Origin of the sequence: Leifsonia sp. ALI-44-B, from assembly GCF_001984125.1 — a bacterium.
GTDB lineage: Bacteria > Actinomycetota > Actinomycetes > Actinomycetales > Microbacteriaceae > Okibacterium.
This window is the reverse complement of the sequence record NZ_MTQL01000006.1, coordinates 207712-222229: the sequence shown is the minus strand read 5'-3', so window position 1 is coordinate 222229 and position 14518 is coordinate 207712. Positions and strand designations below refer to the sequence as shown.

The 14518-nt window shown below is 66.8% G+C and carries 10 protein-coding genes; 1 reads left to right on the top strand and 9 read right to left on the bottom strand.

The features are described from left to right. Nucleotides 1-2 precede the first annotated feature (2 nt). From ctaD to ALI44B_RS02085, 4 genes are all read right to left on the bottom strand, one after another. Complete coding sequence (ctaD, locus tag ALI44B_RS02100) at nt 3-1733, bottom strand: aa3-type cytochrome oxidase subunit I (RefSeq protein ID WP_077053116.1); 1731 nt, start codon at nt 1731-1733, stop codon at nt 3-5. Between the two features lie 3 nt (nt 1734-1736). Further along, entirely contained in the window at nt 1737-2639 is a 903-nt protein-coding gene (ctaC, locus tag ALI44B_RS02095; protein ID WP_077053115.1) for an aa3-type cytochrome oxidase subunit II, read from the bottom strand. Between the two features lie 203 nt (nt 2640-2842). Beyond that, the gene (gene erpA, locus ALI44B_RS02090; RefSeq protein WP_077053114.1) at nt 2843-3229 is read right to left on the bottom strand and encodes an iron-sulfur cluster insertion protein ErpA; all 387 of its coding nucleotides are present in this window, start codon (nt 3227-3229) and stop codon (nt 2843-2845) included. Nucleotides 3230-3328: 99 nt separating this feature from the next. Beyond that, nucleotides 3329-4753: a dipeptidase gene (locus ALI44B_RS02085; RefSeq protein WP_077053113.1), complete on the bottom strand. Its 1425-nt coding sequence runs from the start codon at nt 4751-4753 to the stop codon at nt 3329-3331. Nucleotides 4754-4791: 38 nt separating this feature from the next. On the opposite strand from ALI44B_RS02085, the gene ALI44B_RS02080 reads away from it, so the two are divergent. Further along, nucleotides 4792-5400, top strand: coding sequence for a DUF3043 domain-containing protein (locus tag ALI44B_RS02080; protein ID WP_077053112.1), 609 nt, complete (start codon nt 4792-4794; stop codon nt 5398-5400). Nucleotides 5401-5594: 194 nt separating this feature from the next. On the opposite strand, the gene ALI44B_RS02075 is transcribed toward ALI44B_RS02080, so the two are convergent. The 5 genes from ALI44B_RS02075 to dnaE all read right to left on the bottom strand — a co-directional run bounded on the left by ALI44B_RS02075 (nt 5595) and on the right by dnaE (nt 14507). Continuing rightward, the gene (locus ALI44B_RS02075) at nt 5595-6632 is read right to left on the bottom strand and encodes a quinone-dependent dihydroorotate dehydrogenase (protein ID WP_077053111.1); all 1038 of its coding nucleotides are present in this window, start codon (nt 6630-6632) and stop codon (nt 5595-5597) included. Between the two features lie 150 nt (nt 6633-6782). Then, nucleotides 6783-7268, bottom strand: a complete 486-nt coding sequence (gene nrdR, locus ALI44B_RS02070) for a transcriptional regulator NrdR (RefSeq protein WP_077053110.1) — start codon at nt 7266-7268, stop codon at nt 6783-6785. A gap of 7 nt (nt 7269-7275) precedes the next feature. Beyond that, complete coding sequence (hisD, locus tag ALI44B_RS02065) at nt 7276-8652, bottom strand: histidinol dehydrogenase (RefSeq protein ID WP_083709643.1); 1377 nt, start codon at nt 8650-8652, stop codon at nt 7276-7278. A gap of 263 nt (nt 8653-8915) precedes the next feature. Next, entirely contained in the window at nt 8916-10907 is a 1992-nt protein-coding gene (locus ALI44B_RS02060) for a hypothetical protein (protein ID WP_077053109.1), read from the bottom strand. Nucleotides 10908-10991: 84 nt separating this feature from the next. Continuing rightward, on the bottom strand, nt 10992-14507 hold the full coding sequence (gene dnaE, locus ALI44B_RS02055) for a DNA polymerase III subunit alpha (protein ID WP_077053108.1): 3516 nt from the start codon (nt 14505-14507) through the stop codon (nt 10992-10994). Between the last annotated feature and the right edge of the window lie 11 nt (nt 14508-14518).

Below are 14518 nucleotides of genomic sequence, written 5' to 3'. Positions count from 1 at the left end.
GGTTACTTCACCTCTCCGGCGCCGAGGTCGACAGTGGGCGTCTCGGGAGCATCCTTGGCCGGACCCACACCGACCGGCAGGCCGGCTTCGGGGTGGTTCAGGTCGAACGCGGGACGCTCGGAACGAATACGCGGGATCGACGTGAAGTTGTGGCGCGGGGGCGGGCAGGATGTTGCCCACTCGAGCGATCCGCCGTAACCCCAGGGGTCGTTCACCGTGATCTTCGGAGCCTTGCGAGCCGTCAGGTACACGTTCAGGAAGAACGGGATGAGCGACACGGCGAGGATCATGGCGCCGATGGTGGACAGCTGGTTCATCCAGGTGAAACCGTCCTCGGGCGAGTACGTCGCGTAACGACGCGGCATGCCCATGACGCCCAGCCAGTGCTGGATGAGGAACGTGGTGTGGAACCCGATGAAGAGCAACCAGAAGTGCCAGTAACCCAGCTTCTCGTTGAGCATCTTGCCGGTCCACTTGGGCCACCAGAAGTAGAACCCGGCGAACATCGCGAACACGACGGTGCCGAAGACGACGTAGTGGAAGTGGGCGACGACGAAGTACGTGTCCGACACGTGGAAGTCGAGCGGCGGGGAGGCCAGGATGACACCCGTGAGGCCACCGAAGACGAAGGTGACCAGGAAGCCCAGCGACCAGAGCAGCGGGGTCTCGAAGGTGACCGAGCCGCGCCACATGGTGCCGATCCAGTTGAAGATCTTCACACCCGTCGGCACAGCGATGAGCATCGTCATGAGCGAGAAGAACGGCAGCAGAACCGATCCGGTGACGTACATGTGGTGAGCCCACACGGTCACGGACAGGGCGGCGATGGCGATCGTCGCGTAGACGAGGGTCTTGTATCCGAAGATCGGCTTGCGGCTGAACACCGGGAAGATCTCGGAGACGATGCCGAAGAACGGCAGCGCGATGATGTACACCTCGGGGTGACCGAAGAACCAGAACAGGTGCTGCCACAGGATGACGCCACCGTTCTCGGCGTCATAGATGTGTGCCCCGAAGACTCGGTCGGCGCCCAAGGCGAAGAGCGCGGCCGCGAGGACCGGGAAGGCCATCAGGACGAGCAGCGAGGTGACGAGCGTGTTCCACGTGAAGATCGGCATGCGGAACATGGTCATGCCGGGGGCACGCATCGTGATGATCGTGGTGATGAAGTTGACCGCACCGAGGATCGTGCCGAAGCCCGAGAGCGCGAGGCCGAGGACCCAGAGGTTGCCTCCGACGCCCGGTGAGAACGTGGTACTCGAGAGCGGCGCGTAGGCGAACCATCCGAACGAGGCCGCACCCTGCGGGGTGAGGAACCCGCCGACGGCGAGCATGCTGCCGAAGGCGTAGAGCCAGAAGGCGAACGCGTTCAGACGCGGGAACGCCACGTCGGGAGCACCGATCTGCAGCGGCATGAGCGCGTTGGCGAAACCGGCGAACAGCGGCGTCGCGAACATGAGGAGCATGATCGTGCCGTGCATTGTGAAGAGCTGGTTGTACTGCTCCTTGGTCGAGAGCAGCGCGAGGCCGGGCTCGAACAACTGCGCGCGGATGATGAGGGCCATCACGCCGCCGATGCAGAAGAAGATGAACGACGAGATCAGGTACATGTACCCGATGGTCTTGTGGTCTGTGGAGGTGATCCACTTGACCAGGATGTTTCCCTTGTGCTCGACCGACGAGCGGTCGATGACGCTCGCCTGGCCCGAAGGGAGTTCGATGGTGGTAGCCATGGCCTACTTGCCTTCTTCCTCGGCCGACGCGGGCGTAGTGCCCGGGAGGTTGCTGTTTCGTGAGTATTCCTCGCCGAAATCACCCACGTTGCCCTGGTCTGCCAACGACTCGAGGTAGTCCTCGTATTCGGCGGGCGAGACGACCTTCACGTTGAAGAGCATGAGCGAGTGGTATTCACCACAGAGCTCGGCGCACTTGCCGGCGTAGGTGCCCTCACGCTCGGGCGTGAAGTACATGTAGTTGATCTTGCCGGGGAACATGTCCTTCTTGTACAAGAAGTCGATGACCCAGAAGGAGTGGATGACGTCGCGGGACTGGAGCGCGATCTCGACGGTCTGGCCCTTGGGCAGGTAGAGCGTCGGCAGCAGCTCCTGGTTGACGGTGCCACGGTCGGCATTGGGCTCGTCCTGAGCCTGCACACCGGTGGACCACACGTCTTCGCCCTCGACCGCGTCGGGGTAGACGAAGTCCCAGGCCCACTGCTTGGCGAAGACCTCGATCTTGACGTCGGGGTTGGCCGTTGGCTGCTCGATGGCAGCCTGATCGCGGGCGGTGAAGGCGAAGAAGCCCAGCACCAGGATCAGCGGGATCACCGTGTAGAAGATCTCGATGGGCATGTTGTATCGCAGCTGCGCCGGGAGGCCGGTCTGGCCCTTGCGACGGCGGTAGACCACGATCGCCCAAATGAGGAGACCCCAGGTGACGACACCGACCGCGAGAAGCACGATCCAGGACGTGACCCAGAGGCCTGCGACCCGCTCGGTGTGGTTGGTAACCGGTGCCTCACCCTCGATAAAACCGGGGAGATAACCGTGTAGCTCGGCTTGGGTACAACCGGCGAGGACCACTGCGAGAGTGATCGCGACCGGAATTACAGCCCATCGGAGTCGACGTTTCGAACGCACCTGGGACCTTTCAGAAGACACTGTTAGTTCCCTGTCAGTCTATCCCGATAGTGCCGAGAGGTCGTGACCATTTACGGGCAGGAAACGGCATTTGTGCTGTTCCCGACGCAAAACAAAAGACGAGGAGCCCGGCCTGTCGCGGCCGGACCCCTCGTCCTCACGTATTCGTGCCATCGCGCCTCAGGCGCGAAACACACTCAGCTTTAGTGGAAGCTGTCCCCGCATGCGCAGCTGCCCTGGGCGTTGGGGTTGTCGATCGTGAAGCCCTGCTTCTGGATGGTGTCTTCGAAATCGATCGAAGCGCCATCGAGGTAGGGCACGCTCATCTTGTCGACGATGACCTCGACGCCGTCGAAGTCGACCGTGGCGTCGCCGTCGAGCATGCGCTCGTCGAAGTAGAGCTGGTAGATGAGGCCCGAGCATCCGCCCGGCTGGACGGCGACGCGCAGACGCAGGTCGTCGCGGCCCTCCTGCTCGAGCAGGTTGCGCACCTTCTGTGCGGCACCGTCGGACAGCCCGACGCCGTGGGCGGGGGCAGTGGTCTCTGCGGGAGCGGCGGTGGTCGCCGCCGGTGACATCGTGTCTGTCATGACTCTCCTTGGGGTTTCGGGGCCCGAATGCCGGCTACAGGAGCCGCAATCGAAGCTGTTAGATCAAGTCTAAGCTCTGCAACCGGCATTCGGTTCGGTTCATTCCCCGCTGGTCTGCGCGTTCATGCGCCCGAGCAGCAGGGCTTCGGCCAGCAGCGACTTCTCGAAGACGCCGAGGTGCAGCGACTCGTTCGGGCTGTGTGCGCGCGAGTCGGGGTCTTCGACGCCCGTCACCAAGATCTCGGCGTTCGGGAACTCGCGCACGAGGTCGGCGATGAAGGGGATCGAGCCACCGATACCGAGCTCGACGGGCTCGACGCCCCAGGCATCCGACATGGCCTGTTTGGCCGCGCGCACCGATTCACCCGAGGTGTCGACGAGGAACGGGTTGCCCAGTTCGAACTTGGCGAGCGAGATGTGCGCGCCGAAGGGGGCGTGCGCACGCAGGTGGGCCTCGACCGCCTGCAGAGCGTCCTCGGCGTTCTGGCCGGGGGCGATGCGGATGCTGAGCACGACCGATGTGGTGGGCGCGAGCGTGTTCGACGCGGCGTCGGTGGACGGGGCGTCGATGCCCGTCACCGTGATCGAGGGTTGACCCCAGATGCGGCTCAGGATTCTGCCGCGCCCGATGGGCGTGACGCCCTCGAGAATTCCGGCTTCCTGACGCAGCTGTTCTTCGTCGTAGTCGGGGGTTTCGCCGTCGTAGGTGGTCAAGCCGTCGACGGCGACCGAGCCATCCTCGTTCCACAGCGTGGACAGAAGACGGATGGTGGCGAGCATCGAGTCGGGCACCGCTCCCCCGAACATGCCGGAGTGCGACGCGTGCGCGAGCGTGGAGACGGTCAGCGTGAACTTGACGTTGCCGCGCAGGCCGACCGTGAGGGCGGGGGTCTCGGTGTCCCAGTTGTTGGAGTCGGCGACGACGATGGTGTCGGCCTGCAGCGCCTCGCGGTTGTCGACGAGGAAGTTGGAGAAGGACAGCGAGCCCGATTCTTCTTCACCTTCGACGAAGAGAGCGATACCGAGGTCGAGGTCGGTGCCCACGGCATCCGTCAGAGCGCGAATGGCGCCGATGTGCGCCATAACTCCGGCCTTGTCGTCCGCAGCACCGCGGCCGTAGAGGCGGTCGCCCTTGACGGTCGGCTCGAAGGGAGGGGTGTCCCAGTCGGCCGCGTTTCCGGGAGGCTGCACGTCGTGGTGGGCGTAGAGCAGGATGGTGGGGCGGCCGTTCTTGGCGGCACGCTTCGCGAGCACGGCGGGGCGACCGAGCGTGTCGGTGTCCTCGATGGCCGCACGCTTGATCTCGACCGTGTCGAAGATGCCCGTTCCGCGCGCGAGTTCGGCGACGGCCTCAGCGCTCTTCACCACGTTCTCGGGGTCGAATGAGTTCCACGAGACGCTCGGGAGGCGGACGAGCTGCGACAGATCGGCGATGGTCGAGGGAAGCCGGTCACGGACGGCCTGCCGGATCCCGGCATCCGTTCCGGACAATGAGCTGGATGAATTCTCCTGGGTTTCGGTCATACAGGTAATCTTAAGAGCAACCGACTCAAGGACCCCACGTGACCAAGCACACCGAAACCCGAAACGCGGCCGAGACATCGGCTCACATCGAGACCGCCGAAGAGACCCAGGCCCGCATCAACGCCGGCAAGGGGCGCCCGACGCCGACTCGTAAAGAGCGCGAGGCCGCCAACAAGCGCCCCCTGGTGCCGAACGATCGCAAAGAAGCGACGCGTCAGGCCCGTGCTCAGCTGTCCGTCGAGCGCGAGCGGGCCCGCGTCGGCCTGGCCGCCGGTGAAGACCGCTACCTGCCCGTGCGCGACAAGGGTCCGCAGAAGCGCTGGGTGCGCGACTACGTCGACGCCCGTTTCAGCATCGGTGAATTCCTCATCCCCCTCATGTTCGTCGTCATCGTGCTGACGTTCTTCCCCGACCCGGCCGTGCAGCTCTACGGCATGCTCGCGCTGTGGCTGTTCTTCGCCCTCGCCGTGATCGACTCCTTCTTCCTCGCCTACCGCGTGAAGCGCAAACTGGGCGAGAAGTTCGGCGTCGACAACGTCGAGCGCGGTGTGCGGTGGTATGCCGCCATCCGGGCCCTGCAGTTGCGCGCCCTGCGCCTGCCGAAGCCGCAGGTGAAGCGCGGGCAGTTCCCCGACAAGGTCAAGTAGGTCGGGAACCCGGCGCGATCAGGCGCCGCAGATCTTAAGCCGTCGACGAGCAATCGTCGGCGGCTTTCTGCTTTGTGCGCCGGCGTGCGAGACCGAGTCGCGCGGGGCGGGGCACTGTTGCCTGGGTCCGGGTCGAGCCACCTCGCGGGCAAGCGGAGTCGCGCGACGCGGCGGTCGACCACGCCTGGGGCGAGCTACGCCGCGGAGGAGCGGAGTCGCGCGAGGCCGCGGTTGATCTGGCGGGCCCAGAGCGGGCCGCGGTAGAGGAACGCCGTGTAGCCCTGGACGAGCGTGGCGCCGGCGTCGAGACGAGCCGCCACATCGTCGGCCGTGTCAACGCCGCCGACCGAGATGACGCACAGCTCGGCGGGCACGACACCGCGGATGATGCGCAGCACCTCGAGGGAGCGCGCGGCGACCGGGGCTCCGGACAGGCCGCCCGCGCCCGCCTCTTCGATGAGGGAGGGCTTCGAGCGCAGGCCCTCGCGGGAGATGGTCGTGTTCGTAGCGATGATGCCGTCGAGGCCGAGACGCACAACGAGTTCCGAGATGCGTACGACCTCGTCGTCGGCCAGGTCGGGCGCGATCTTGACGAGGAGCGGCGTGCGACCCGCGGCTGCCTTTACCGCTTCGAGCAGGGGGGCCAACTTGTCGAGCTCTTGAAGCCCGCGGAGGCCCGGCGTGTTGGGCGAGCTCACGTTGACGACCAGGTAGTCGGCGATGGGCGCCAGGACAGCCGTGCTCGTCAGGTAGTCGTCGATGGCGCGGTCGACGTCGACCACGCGGCTCTTGCCGATGTTGATGCCGAGAACCGCACGGCCTGAGCGGCCACGTTCGCGGCCGAGCCGGCGAGAGGCGGCCTGCGCTCCCCCGTTGTTGAAGCCCATGCGGTTGATGAGCGCCTTGTCGTCGACGAGCCGGAACAGGCGCGGCTTCGGGTTGCCCGGTTGGGCGTGCGCGGTGAGCGTGCCCACCTCGACGTGGCCGAAGCCGAGGGCGCTGAGCCCCGCGAACATGGTGCCGTCTTTGTCGAACCCGGCCGCGATGCCGAACGGCGTCGGGAACGTCAGGCCGAGCGTGTGCACACTGAGGTCACCGGTGGGCGCGGTGTAGCGCTTGACCGCCGTTGCGGCCCCGACCGCCGGGATCGCGCGGATGACGAGCGCAGCCAAGTGGTGTGCGCGTTCGGGTTCGAACTTCGACAGGACGTGGTCGAACAGCAGGCGGTACATGGATGCTCCAGCGGTCGGGTGTCGGACGAACCAGCTGTGGCCCACCCAGGAGGTCGGGGATTCGTGATGTCGGGGGTATCGGGGTGTTCGGCGGTCAGGCTTCGGCGGTCAGGCCCCGAGGATCAGGCTTCGGCGGTCAGGCCCCGAGGATCAGGCCTCGGCGCCGGCGCCAGCCGCCTCGTGCCCTGCCGCGTGCTCGGCGCGCAGCTGCCCGATCGCCGCGTCGAAGTCTTCGAGTGAATCGAAGGCCTGATAGACACTCGCGAAGCGCAGGTAGGCGACCTCGTCGAGCTCGCGCAGCGGCGTGAGGATGGCGAGGCCGATCTCGTTGGCCTCGATCTGCGAGGCCCCCGTCTGACGGATGCTCTCTTCGACCTTCTGCGCGAGCAGGGCCAGGTCGGAGTCGGTCACCGGGCGGCCCTGGCAGGCCTTGCGCACGCCGCTGACGACCTTCTCGCGGCTGAACGGCTCGACGACGCCACTGCGCTTGATGACGTTGAGGCTCGACGTCTCGGTGGTGCTGAAGCGGCGGCCGCATTCGGGGCACTGTCGGCGGCGGCGGATCGACAGACCGTCGTCGCTCGTGCGCGAATCGATGACACGGGAATCGGGGTGGCGACAGAAGGGGCAATACATGGTGTTGTCAGGATACCGGCTCGACGGAGGCGGAGACCTGGTCGGATGAGCCTGTGGAGGATGCGACATCCGAGCCGCCTGTGGAGAAGCGTTGTGACACCGCGTCGCCGTGGGCGGGCAGGGCTTCGGCGCGGGACAGGGCGACGATGCGATCGCCGACATCGGCCAGGGCCGCGCGGTCGTATTCGACGATCTGCTGCGGCCGCAGGAACGTGTAAGCGCCGAGGGCCGACGAGAAACGCGCCTGGCCTCCCGTGGGCAGGACGTGGTTCGAACCGGCCATGTAGTCGCCGAGGCTCACGGGCGACGATGCGCCGAGGAAGACGACGCCCGCGTCGGTGATGCGCGCGAGCACGTCGTCATTGCGTCGGGTCTGGATCTCGAGGTGCTCGGGAGCGTAGATGTTGCTGAACGCGGCGGCCCGGTCGAGGTCGTCGACCAGCACGATCGCCGACTGCGGGCCCGAGAGAGCCTCGGCAACGCGGGCACGGTGCTGCGTGAGCTGCTGCAGGTTCTCGAGTGAGGCTTCGACCGCCTGCGCGAAGGCCGCGGAATCGGTGACCAGGAGCGATGCCGCCGCCTCGTCGTGCTCGGCCTGGCTGATGAGGTCGGCCGCGACGAAATCGGGGTCGGCGCTGTCGTCGGCGATCACGAGGATCTCGGTCGTGCCCGCCTCGGCGTCGATGCCCACCTGTCCGCGCACGAGGCGCTTCGCGGCAGCGACGAAGATGTTGCCGGGGCCCGTGACGACGTCGACACGCTCGAGTCCGACATCCGGAACACCGTAGGCGAAGGCGCCGATCGCGCTGGCGCCGCCGATGGCGTAGACCTCGCCGATGTCGAGGAGGCGAGCGGCGGCCAGGATGGTGGGGTGCACGTTGCCGCCGTACTCGCGCTGCGCGGGCGAGGCCAGGGCGATCGAACGCACACCCGCGACCTGCGCCGGGACGGCGTTCATAATGACGCTCGAGGGGTAGACGGCCTTGCCGCCGGGAACGTAGAGGCCGACCCGACCGACGGGCTGCCAGCGCTGCACGATGCGGGCGCCGGGGGCGATGTCGGTGGTCAGCTGCGGGGGAACCTGCGCGGCGGTCGCGATGCGCACCCGGCGGATGGTCTCTTCGAGCGCGGCGCGGACGGCCGGGTCGAGGCCCTCGAGTGCGGCGTCGAGATCGGCTGCGGGCACCCGGAAGGAGGCAGGCGCTCCCCCGTCGAAGCGCTCGGCGTGTCGGGTGAGGGCCGCCGCGCCCTCGGCACGGACCTCGGCGATCAGGGTTGCCGCGGCGTCTTGGGCGACCGAGACATCGACAACGGGTCGCGGGATGAGGTTTTCGAGCTCCGAGGGTGTGAGAGAGCGGCCGCGAAGATCGATTGTGTTCACCATGAGCACGAGTTTACCGGGGTTCACGGCGTCGGCCCGGCCGCGCACCTGAGACTGAGCGCGGTCCGTCAAACCTCGGATGGCGTGAGCGGGATCCGTCTGCGAGTGTGCCGCGCAGCGCTCCTGCCGGGCATCTGGCCCCGAAGTGCCTAAGGATTCGAGGCATCCTCAGAAAAGCCGGGGCGACACGACGAAGGGAGCGAGCCCGAGGCCCGCTCCCTGCGCTGAATCAGTAGGCGATCGACATCGGCGACCGCCCGTTCGGACTAGCCTCGCGTCAGGTTCTCGAGGTCGCGCAACACGCCGACGCGACCGTCGTCGTGTCGGATGACGAGTTCGGTGCCACGGTCGACGACCGCGAGGGCCCACGCGGACGGGCCGATCTCGAAGACCGTCACGCCGGTGTGCTCGTCGTAGACGGGCCGCGGGACGGGCGAGTACACCCAGAACGGCTGCGTCGAGACGGCGGCCGGGGGTTCGACCTCGCTCTCGTGCTCGGAGACGTGTCGCAGAGCGGAGACGGGCGTCGGGTCGGCCGCGGGGATCGCGTCGTCCGGGTCGTCGTCATCGTCCTGCGGGTCGGTCGAACGCGGCGACGAACCGAAGTCGACGTTGGGCGCGAACGACGGGATGTCGGAGCGCAGGACGGTCTCGGTCGACGCTTCGCTCGGAGCGTCGGTCGCGGAATCGGTGGCGTCGGACAACGCGTCGGAGTCGGACTGCCCGGCCGTGGGCGGCGCCGCGACGGGCGAAGCCGCCGAACCGTGTGCGTTCTCGTCGGACCGGTAGGAGCCAGTGTTCGCTCCGGGGGCCGGCTCGCCGTGCGCGGTGTCGTCGCTCGAGGGCGTCGTGCGCACGTCGTCCGAGTCTTCGAGGCCGAGGGTTTCGAAGGCCGTCGGCTCGGATTGAGGTGCCGCGTTGTCGAGCACGGGCGACTGCGGACCGGCCGCGGAGTCATCCGCAGCCCACTCGCGTGCGGCGCCGCCGTCACCGCCAGCGAGCGGAGAGCCCGACACGGCTGAATCACCCAGGCGGGCGTAACCGAACTGGCTCGTGGGCTGATCATCGGTCGACGGCGGCGCGAACGAACCGGAGGCGTACGACGACGTCGCGTTGTCGCTTTCCGAACGCCCAGCATCGCTCGCGGCCTGTGCGTTGTGCTCGACGTTGTTCGGCTGACCGTACGGGGCGGCACCGTTCTGGCCGGCACCGTTCTGACCGGCTCCGTTCTGACCGGCACCGAAGTGACCGGCACCGAACTGCCCCGTCTGGTTCTGGCCGCCACCGTTGTAGCCGCCGCCGAAGCCGGCGCCGTACTGGCCCGTTCCACCCTGGCCGGGGTTCTGCGGTGCCTGACCGTTCCAGCCGTTCGCCGGGTAGGCGCCCGTGTTGCCCTGGGCACCGGGAGCGGCATACTGCTGACCCTGCTGGCCGGGCTGACCCTGCTGCCCGGTAAAGGCGTTGCTCTTCTCCGCCTTCGGGCGGGCGGCGAGAGCCGCAGCCGGACGCGCGGTCGGGTGCGCGCTCGACTCACCGCGATCAGCGAAATCGGCCTTGAAGGGCGGGATGATGCTGCCGAGCGTGGTGACGACGAGCAGTGCCAGGCTCACGAGGAAGCCGAGGATGACTCCCGCGCCGACCGAGAAGCCCGCGCCGAACGGCGAGATGGCCGCGCTGGCGGTGCCGACGATGATGAGGAGGCCCAGGTAGAACGAGCCCGTGACGATGACAGACACGGATGCGAACTGGTCGACCGACAGCGAGCCGACGCGCAGCTTCGTGCGGAGCGACGGCACCAGACGGCGCAGCGTGATGAGCACGGCCGAGGCCAGCACGAGCAGGAGACCCGGGATGACGAGCCAGGTGAACGGCGCCCACACCGAGTAGTAGTCGATGAATCCGCCCGAGATGATGGGCAGGAAGGACGCGACGATGAGCAGCACCGTGAGGCCGAGGATGATGATCTCGCGCAGCGTGAACGGGCCGATGCCGAAGGCCAGACCCTGATCGTTGGTGCGCTTCTTGGGTGCCTTCGGCGTGTCGTTCTTCTGCGGTACCGCGAACGGACCCGTGGCGTGCGCCCCATAGGGCTGGCCGGGGGCCGTGCCATAGGGCTGACCGGGAGCGCCGTACGGCTGCTGCCCACCGTTCTGACCCGTGCCGTAGTGGCCCGCGACGGGCTGTGGTGCGCCCGGTGCGCCCTGGTGCGGCGACGGCGGAGGCCCCCACTGGTCGTTGCGCGGAGTGGAATCCGTCATTGTTGCTCCTTCTGTGGGAGTGGGATGGGGCCGGCCGGCATGGCCGTCGGGCGAGCAAATCGCCCGGGGAAGGTCAGCGCGATCCTAGCCGAGGCAATTCGGACCGAGCAATGACTTGAGCTCGCCGAAGAGATCGGCCGTCACCTTGACGGGCTTGGGCACTTCGAACACGCGCGCGATGTCGCCCCGCACGAGCTTCAATCGCACCTCGGCCTCGCCGGGGTGGCGAACGAGGATGTCGCGCAGGGCGCCGACGATCTCGGTGGTCGCCCGGGAGTCGGGCATGACGAGGGTCAGCTGACCCGTTTCGTCGGCCTGCTCGAGTTCGGGGGCGAACAGGGAGTAGGCGTGCAGGTTCATGCCGTCGTCACGCATGCTGACGCGACCGCGCACGACCACGACCGTGTCGGCGATAAGCGCGGACTGGAACTCCTGATAGCCCTTGCCCATGAACATCACGGTGATCTCGCCGCCGAAGTCCTCGACCTGGATCATGCCGTACTGGTTTCCGGATGCCTTGGCCACGCGGTGCTGCACACTCGTGATGAGCCCCGCGATGGTGACGGTGTCGCCATCCTCGGTGGAATCGGCGGCCATGAGGTCGGTGATTGTCGTCGACGCGTGCTTGGCCAGCGGGATCTCGAGGCCGGCCAACGGGTGGTCGGAGACATACAGCCCCAGCATGTCGCGCTCGAAGGCGAGCTTGTCGCGCTTCGACCACTCGGGCCGCTCGGGCACCTGCTGGGCGGCCTGAGGCTCGTCCCAGAGGCTGTCGAAGTCGAAACCGACCTGGCCCTTGGCCTCGTTGCGCTTGTCGTTGACGGCCGACTCGACGGCATCTTCGTGGCATTCGACGAGCGCGCGCCGCGTGTTGCCGAGCGAGTCGAACGCCCCGGCCTTGATGAGCGACTCGGTCGTGCGCTTGTTGGCCACGTGCAGCGGAACCTTGCGCAGGTAGTCGTGGAAGCTCTCGAAGCGCCCCTTGTCAGTGCGCGCCTGGCGGATGCCTTCTACGACGTTGCTGCCGACGTTGCGCACGGCGCCCAGACCGAAGCGGATGTCTTCGCCGACGGCCGCGAAGAAGCCGATCGACTCGTTGACATCGGGCGGCAGCACCTGGATGCCCATACGGCGGCACTCGTTCAGGTAGAGGGCGAGCTTGTCGCGCGCGTCGCCCACGCTCGTCAGCAGCGCGGCCATGTACTCGGCGGGGAAGTGTGCCTTGAGGTAGGCGGTCCAATAGGAGAGCACGCCATAGGCCGCCGAGTGCGCCTTGTTGAACGCGTAGTCGGAGAACGGCAGCAGGATGGCCCACAACGTTTCGACGGCGGCCATGGAGTAGCCGTTGGCCGTCATACCCGCCGAGAAGCCCGCGAACTGCTTGTCGAGCTCGGACTTCTTCTTCTTACCCATGGCGCGCCGCAGGATGTCGGCCTGACCGAGCGAGAAACCGGCGACCTTCTGCGCGATGGCCATGACCTGCTCTTGGTAGATGATCAGACCGTAGGTGGTCGAGAGCACCTCGCTGAGCGGCTCTTCGAGCTCGGGGTGAATGGGCGTGATGGGCTGCTGCCCGTTCTTGCGCAGCGCGTAGTTGGTGTGCGAGTTGGCGCCCATGGGCCCCGGCCGGTAGAGCGCGATGAGGGCCGAGATGTCTTCGAAGTTGTCGGGGCGCATGAGGCGCAGGAGCGACCGGATGGGCCCGGAGTCGAGCTGGAACACGCCCAGCGTGTCGCCGCGGGACAGCAGGTCGTAGGCGCCCTGGTCGTCGAAGTCGAGGTCTTCGAGCACGGGACGGAAACCGCGGTTGGCCTCGATGTTGTCGAGCGCGTCGTCGATGATCGTGAGGTTGCGCAACCCCAGGAAGTCCATCTTGATCAGCCCGAGCGACTCGCACGCCGGGTAGTCGAACTGCGTGACGATCTGGCCGTCTTGTTCGCGCTTCATGATCGGGATGATGTCGATCAGCGGGTCGCTCGACATGATCACACCGGCCGCGTGCACGCCCCACTGGCGCTTCAGGTTCTCGAGGCCGAGCGCCGTGTTGAACACGGTCTGCGCCTCGGGGTCGGACTCGACGACCGAACGGATGTCGGACGCCTCCTTGTAACGCGGGTGGTCTTTGTCGAAGATTCCCGTGAGCGGGATGTCCTTGCCCATGATGGGCGGCGGCATGGCCTTGGTGAGCTTCTCGCCCATGCCGAACGGGAAGCCGAGCACGCGCGAGGAGTCTTTCAGCGCCTGCTTGGCCTTGATGGTGCCGTAGGTCACGATCTGGGCCACGCGCTCGTCGCCGTACTTCTCGGTGACATAGCGGATGACCTCGCCGCGCCGACGCTCGTCGAAGTCCACGTCGAAGTCGGGCATGGAGACGCGGTCGGGGTTGAGGAACCGCTCGAAGATGAGGCCGTGTCGCAGCGGGTCGAGGTCGGTGATCTTCATGGCATAGGCCGCCATGGAGCCGGCGCCCGAACCACGGCCGGGGCCGACGCGGATGCCGTTCTTCTTCGACCAGTTGATGAAGTCGGCGACGACCAGGAAGTAGCCCGGGAAGCCCATCTGGCTGATGACGCCGACCTCATAGTCGGCCTGTTTGCGCACATCGTCGGGGATGCCGGCGGGGTAGCGCTCGTGCAGCCCCGTCTCGACCTCTTTGATGAACCAGGTCTCTTCGGTCTCGCCCGCCGGCACCGGGAAACGCGGCATGTAGTTGGCGCTCGTGTTGAACGCCACATCGCAGCGCTCGGCGATGAGCAGTGTGTTGTCGCACGCGCTCTCGTAGTCGCGGAACAGGTGCCGCATCTCAGATGCCGACTTCAGGTAGAACTCGTTCGAGTCGAACTTGAACCGGTTGGGGTCGTCGAGCGTGGTGCCCGACTGCACACACAGCAGGGCGGCGTGGGATGTCGAATCTTCGGCGTGCGTATAGTGCAGGTCGTTGGTGGCGACGAGCGGCAGGTCGAGCTCACCCGCGAGCTTGATCAGGTCGGACATGATGCGGCGCTCGATGCCGAGACCGTGGTCCATGATCTCGCAGAAGTAGTTTTCCTTGCCGAAGATGTCGCGGTAATCGGATGCCGCCTGCACGGCTTCCTTGTACTGCCCGAGTCGCAGTCGCGTCTGGATCTCGCCCGACGGGCATCCGGTCGTAGCGATGAGCCCCTTGGAGTAGGTGCTCAGCAGTTCGCGGTCCATGCGGGGCTTGAAGTAGTAGCCCTCGAGCGAGGCGAGCGACGACAACCGGAAGAGGTTGTGCATGCCCTCGGTGCTCTCGCTGAGGAGCGTCATGTGCGTGTAGGAGCCCGCACCCGAGACGTCGTCGCCCCCGCCATCCCCCCAGCGCACGCGCGTGCGATCGCTGCGGTGAGTGCCGGGCGTGATGTAGGCCTCGGTGCCGATGATGGGTTTGATGCCCGCCTCGGTGGCCGTGCGCCAGAAGTCGAAGGCGCCGAAGACGTTGCCGTGGTCGGTGACGGCGACGGCGGGCATGCCTTCGGCGACGGCCTTCTCGATGAGGGGTTTGACGCGGGCCGCGCCGTCGAGCATCGAGTACTCGCTGTGGACGTGCAGGTGAACGAACGAGTCGTCTGATGAGGGCAAGACTTCTCCGA

Bases quoted from the DNA above. Each gene is read 5' to 3' on its own strand.
- ctaD (WP_077053116.1), bottom strand. From the start codon at position 1,733: ATGGCTACCACCATCGAACTCCCTTCGGGCCAGGCGAGCGTCATCGAC.
- erpA (WP_077053114.1), bottom strand. From the start codon at position 3,229: ATGACAGACACGATGTCACCGGCGGCGACCACCGCCGCTCCCGCAGAG.
- ALI44B_RS02085 (WP_077053113.1), bottom strand. From the start codon at position 4,753: ATGACCGAAACCCAGGAGAATTCATCCAGCTCATTGTCCGGAACGGAT.
- ALI44B_RS02075 (WP_077053111.1), bottom strand. From the start codon at position 6,632: ATGTACCGCCTGCTGTTCGACCACGTCCTGTCGAAGTTCGAACCCGAA.
- nrdR (WP_077053110.1), bottom strand. From the start codon at position 7,268: ATGTATTGCCCCTTCTGTCGCCACCCCGATTCCCGTGTCATCGATTCG.
- hisD (WP_083709643.1), bottom strand. From the start codon at position 8,652: ATGGTGAACACAATCGATCTTCGCGGCCGCTCTCTCACACCCTCGGAG.
- ALI44B_RS02060 (WP_077053109.1), bottom strand. From the start codon at position 10,907: ATGACGGATTCCACTCCGCGCAACGACCAGTGGGGGCCTCCGCCGTCG.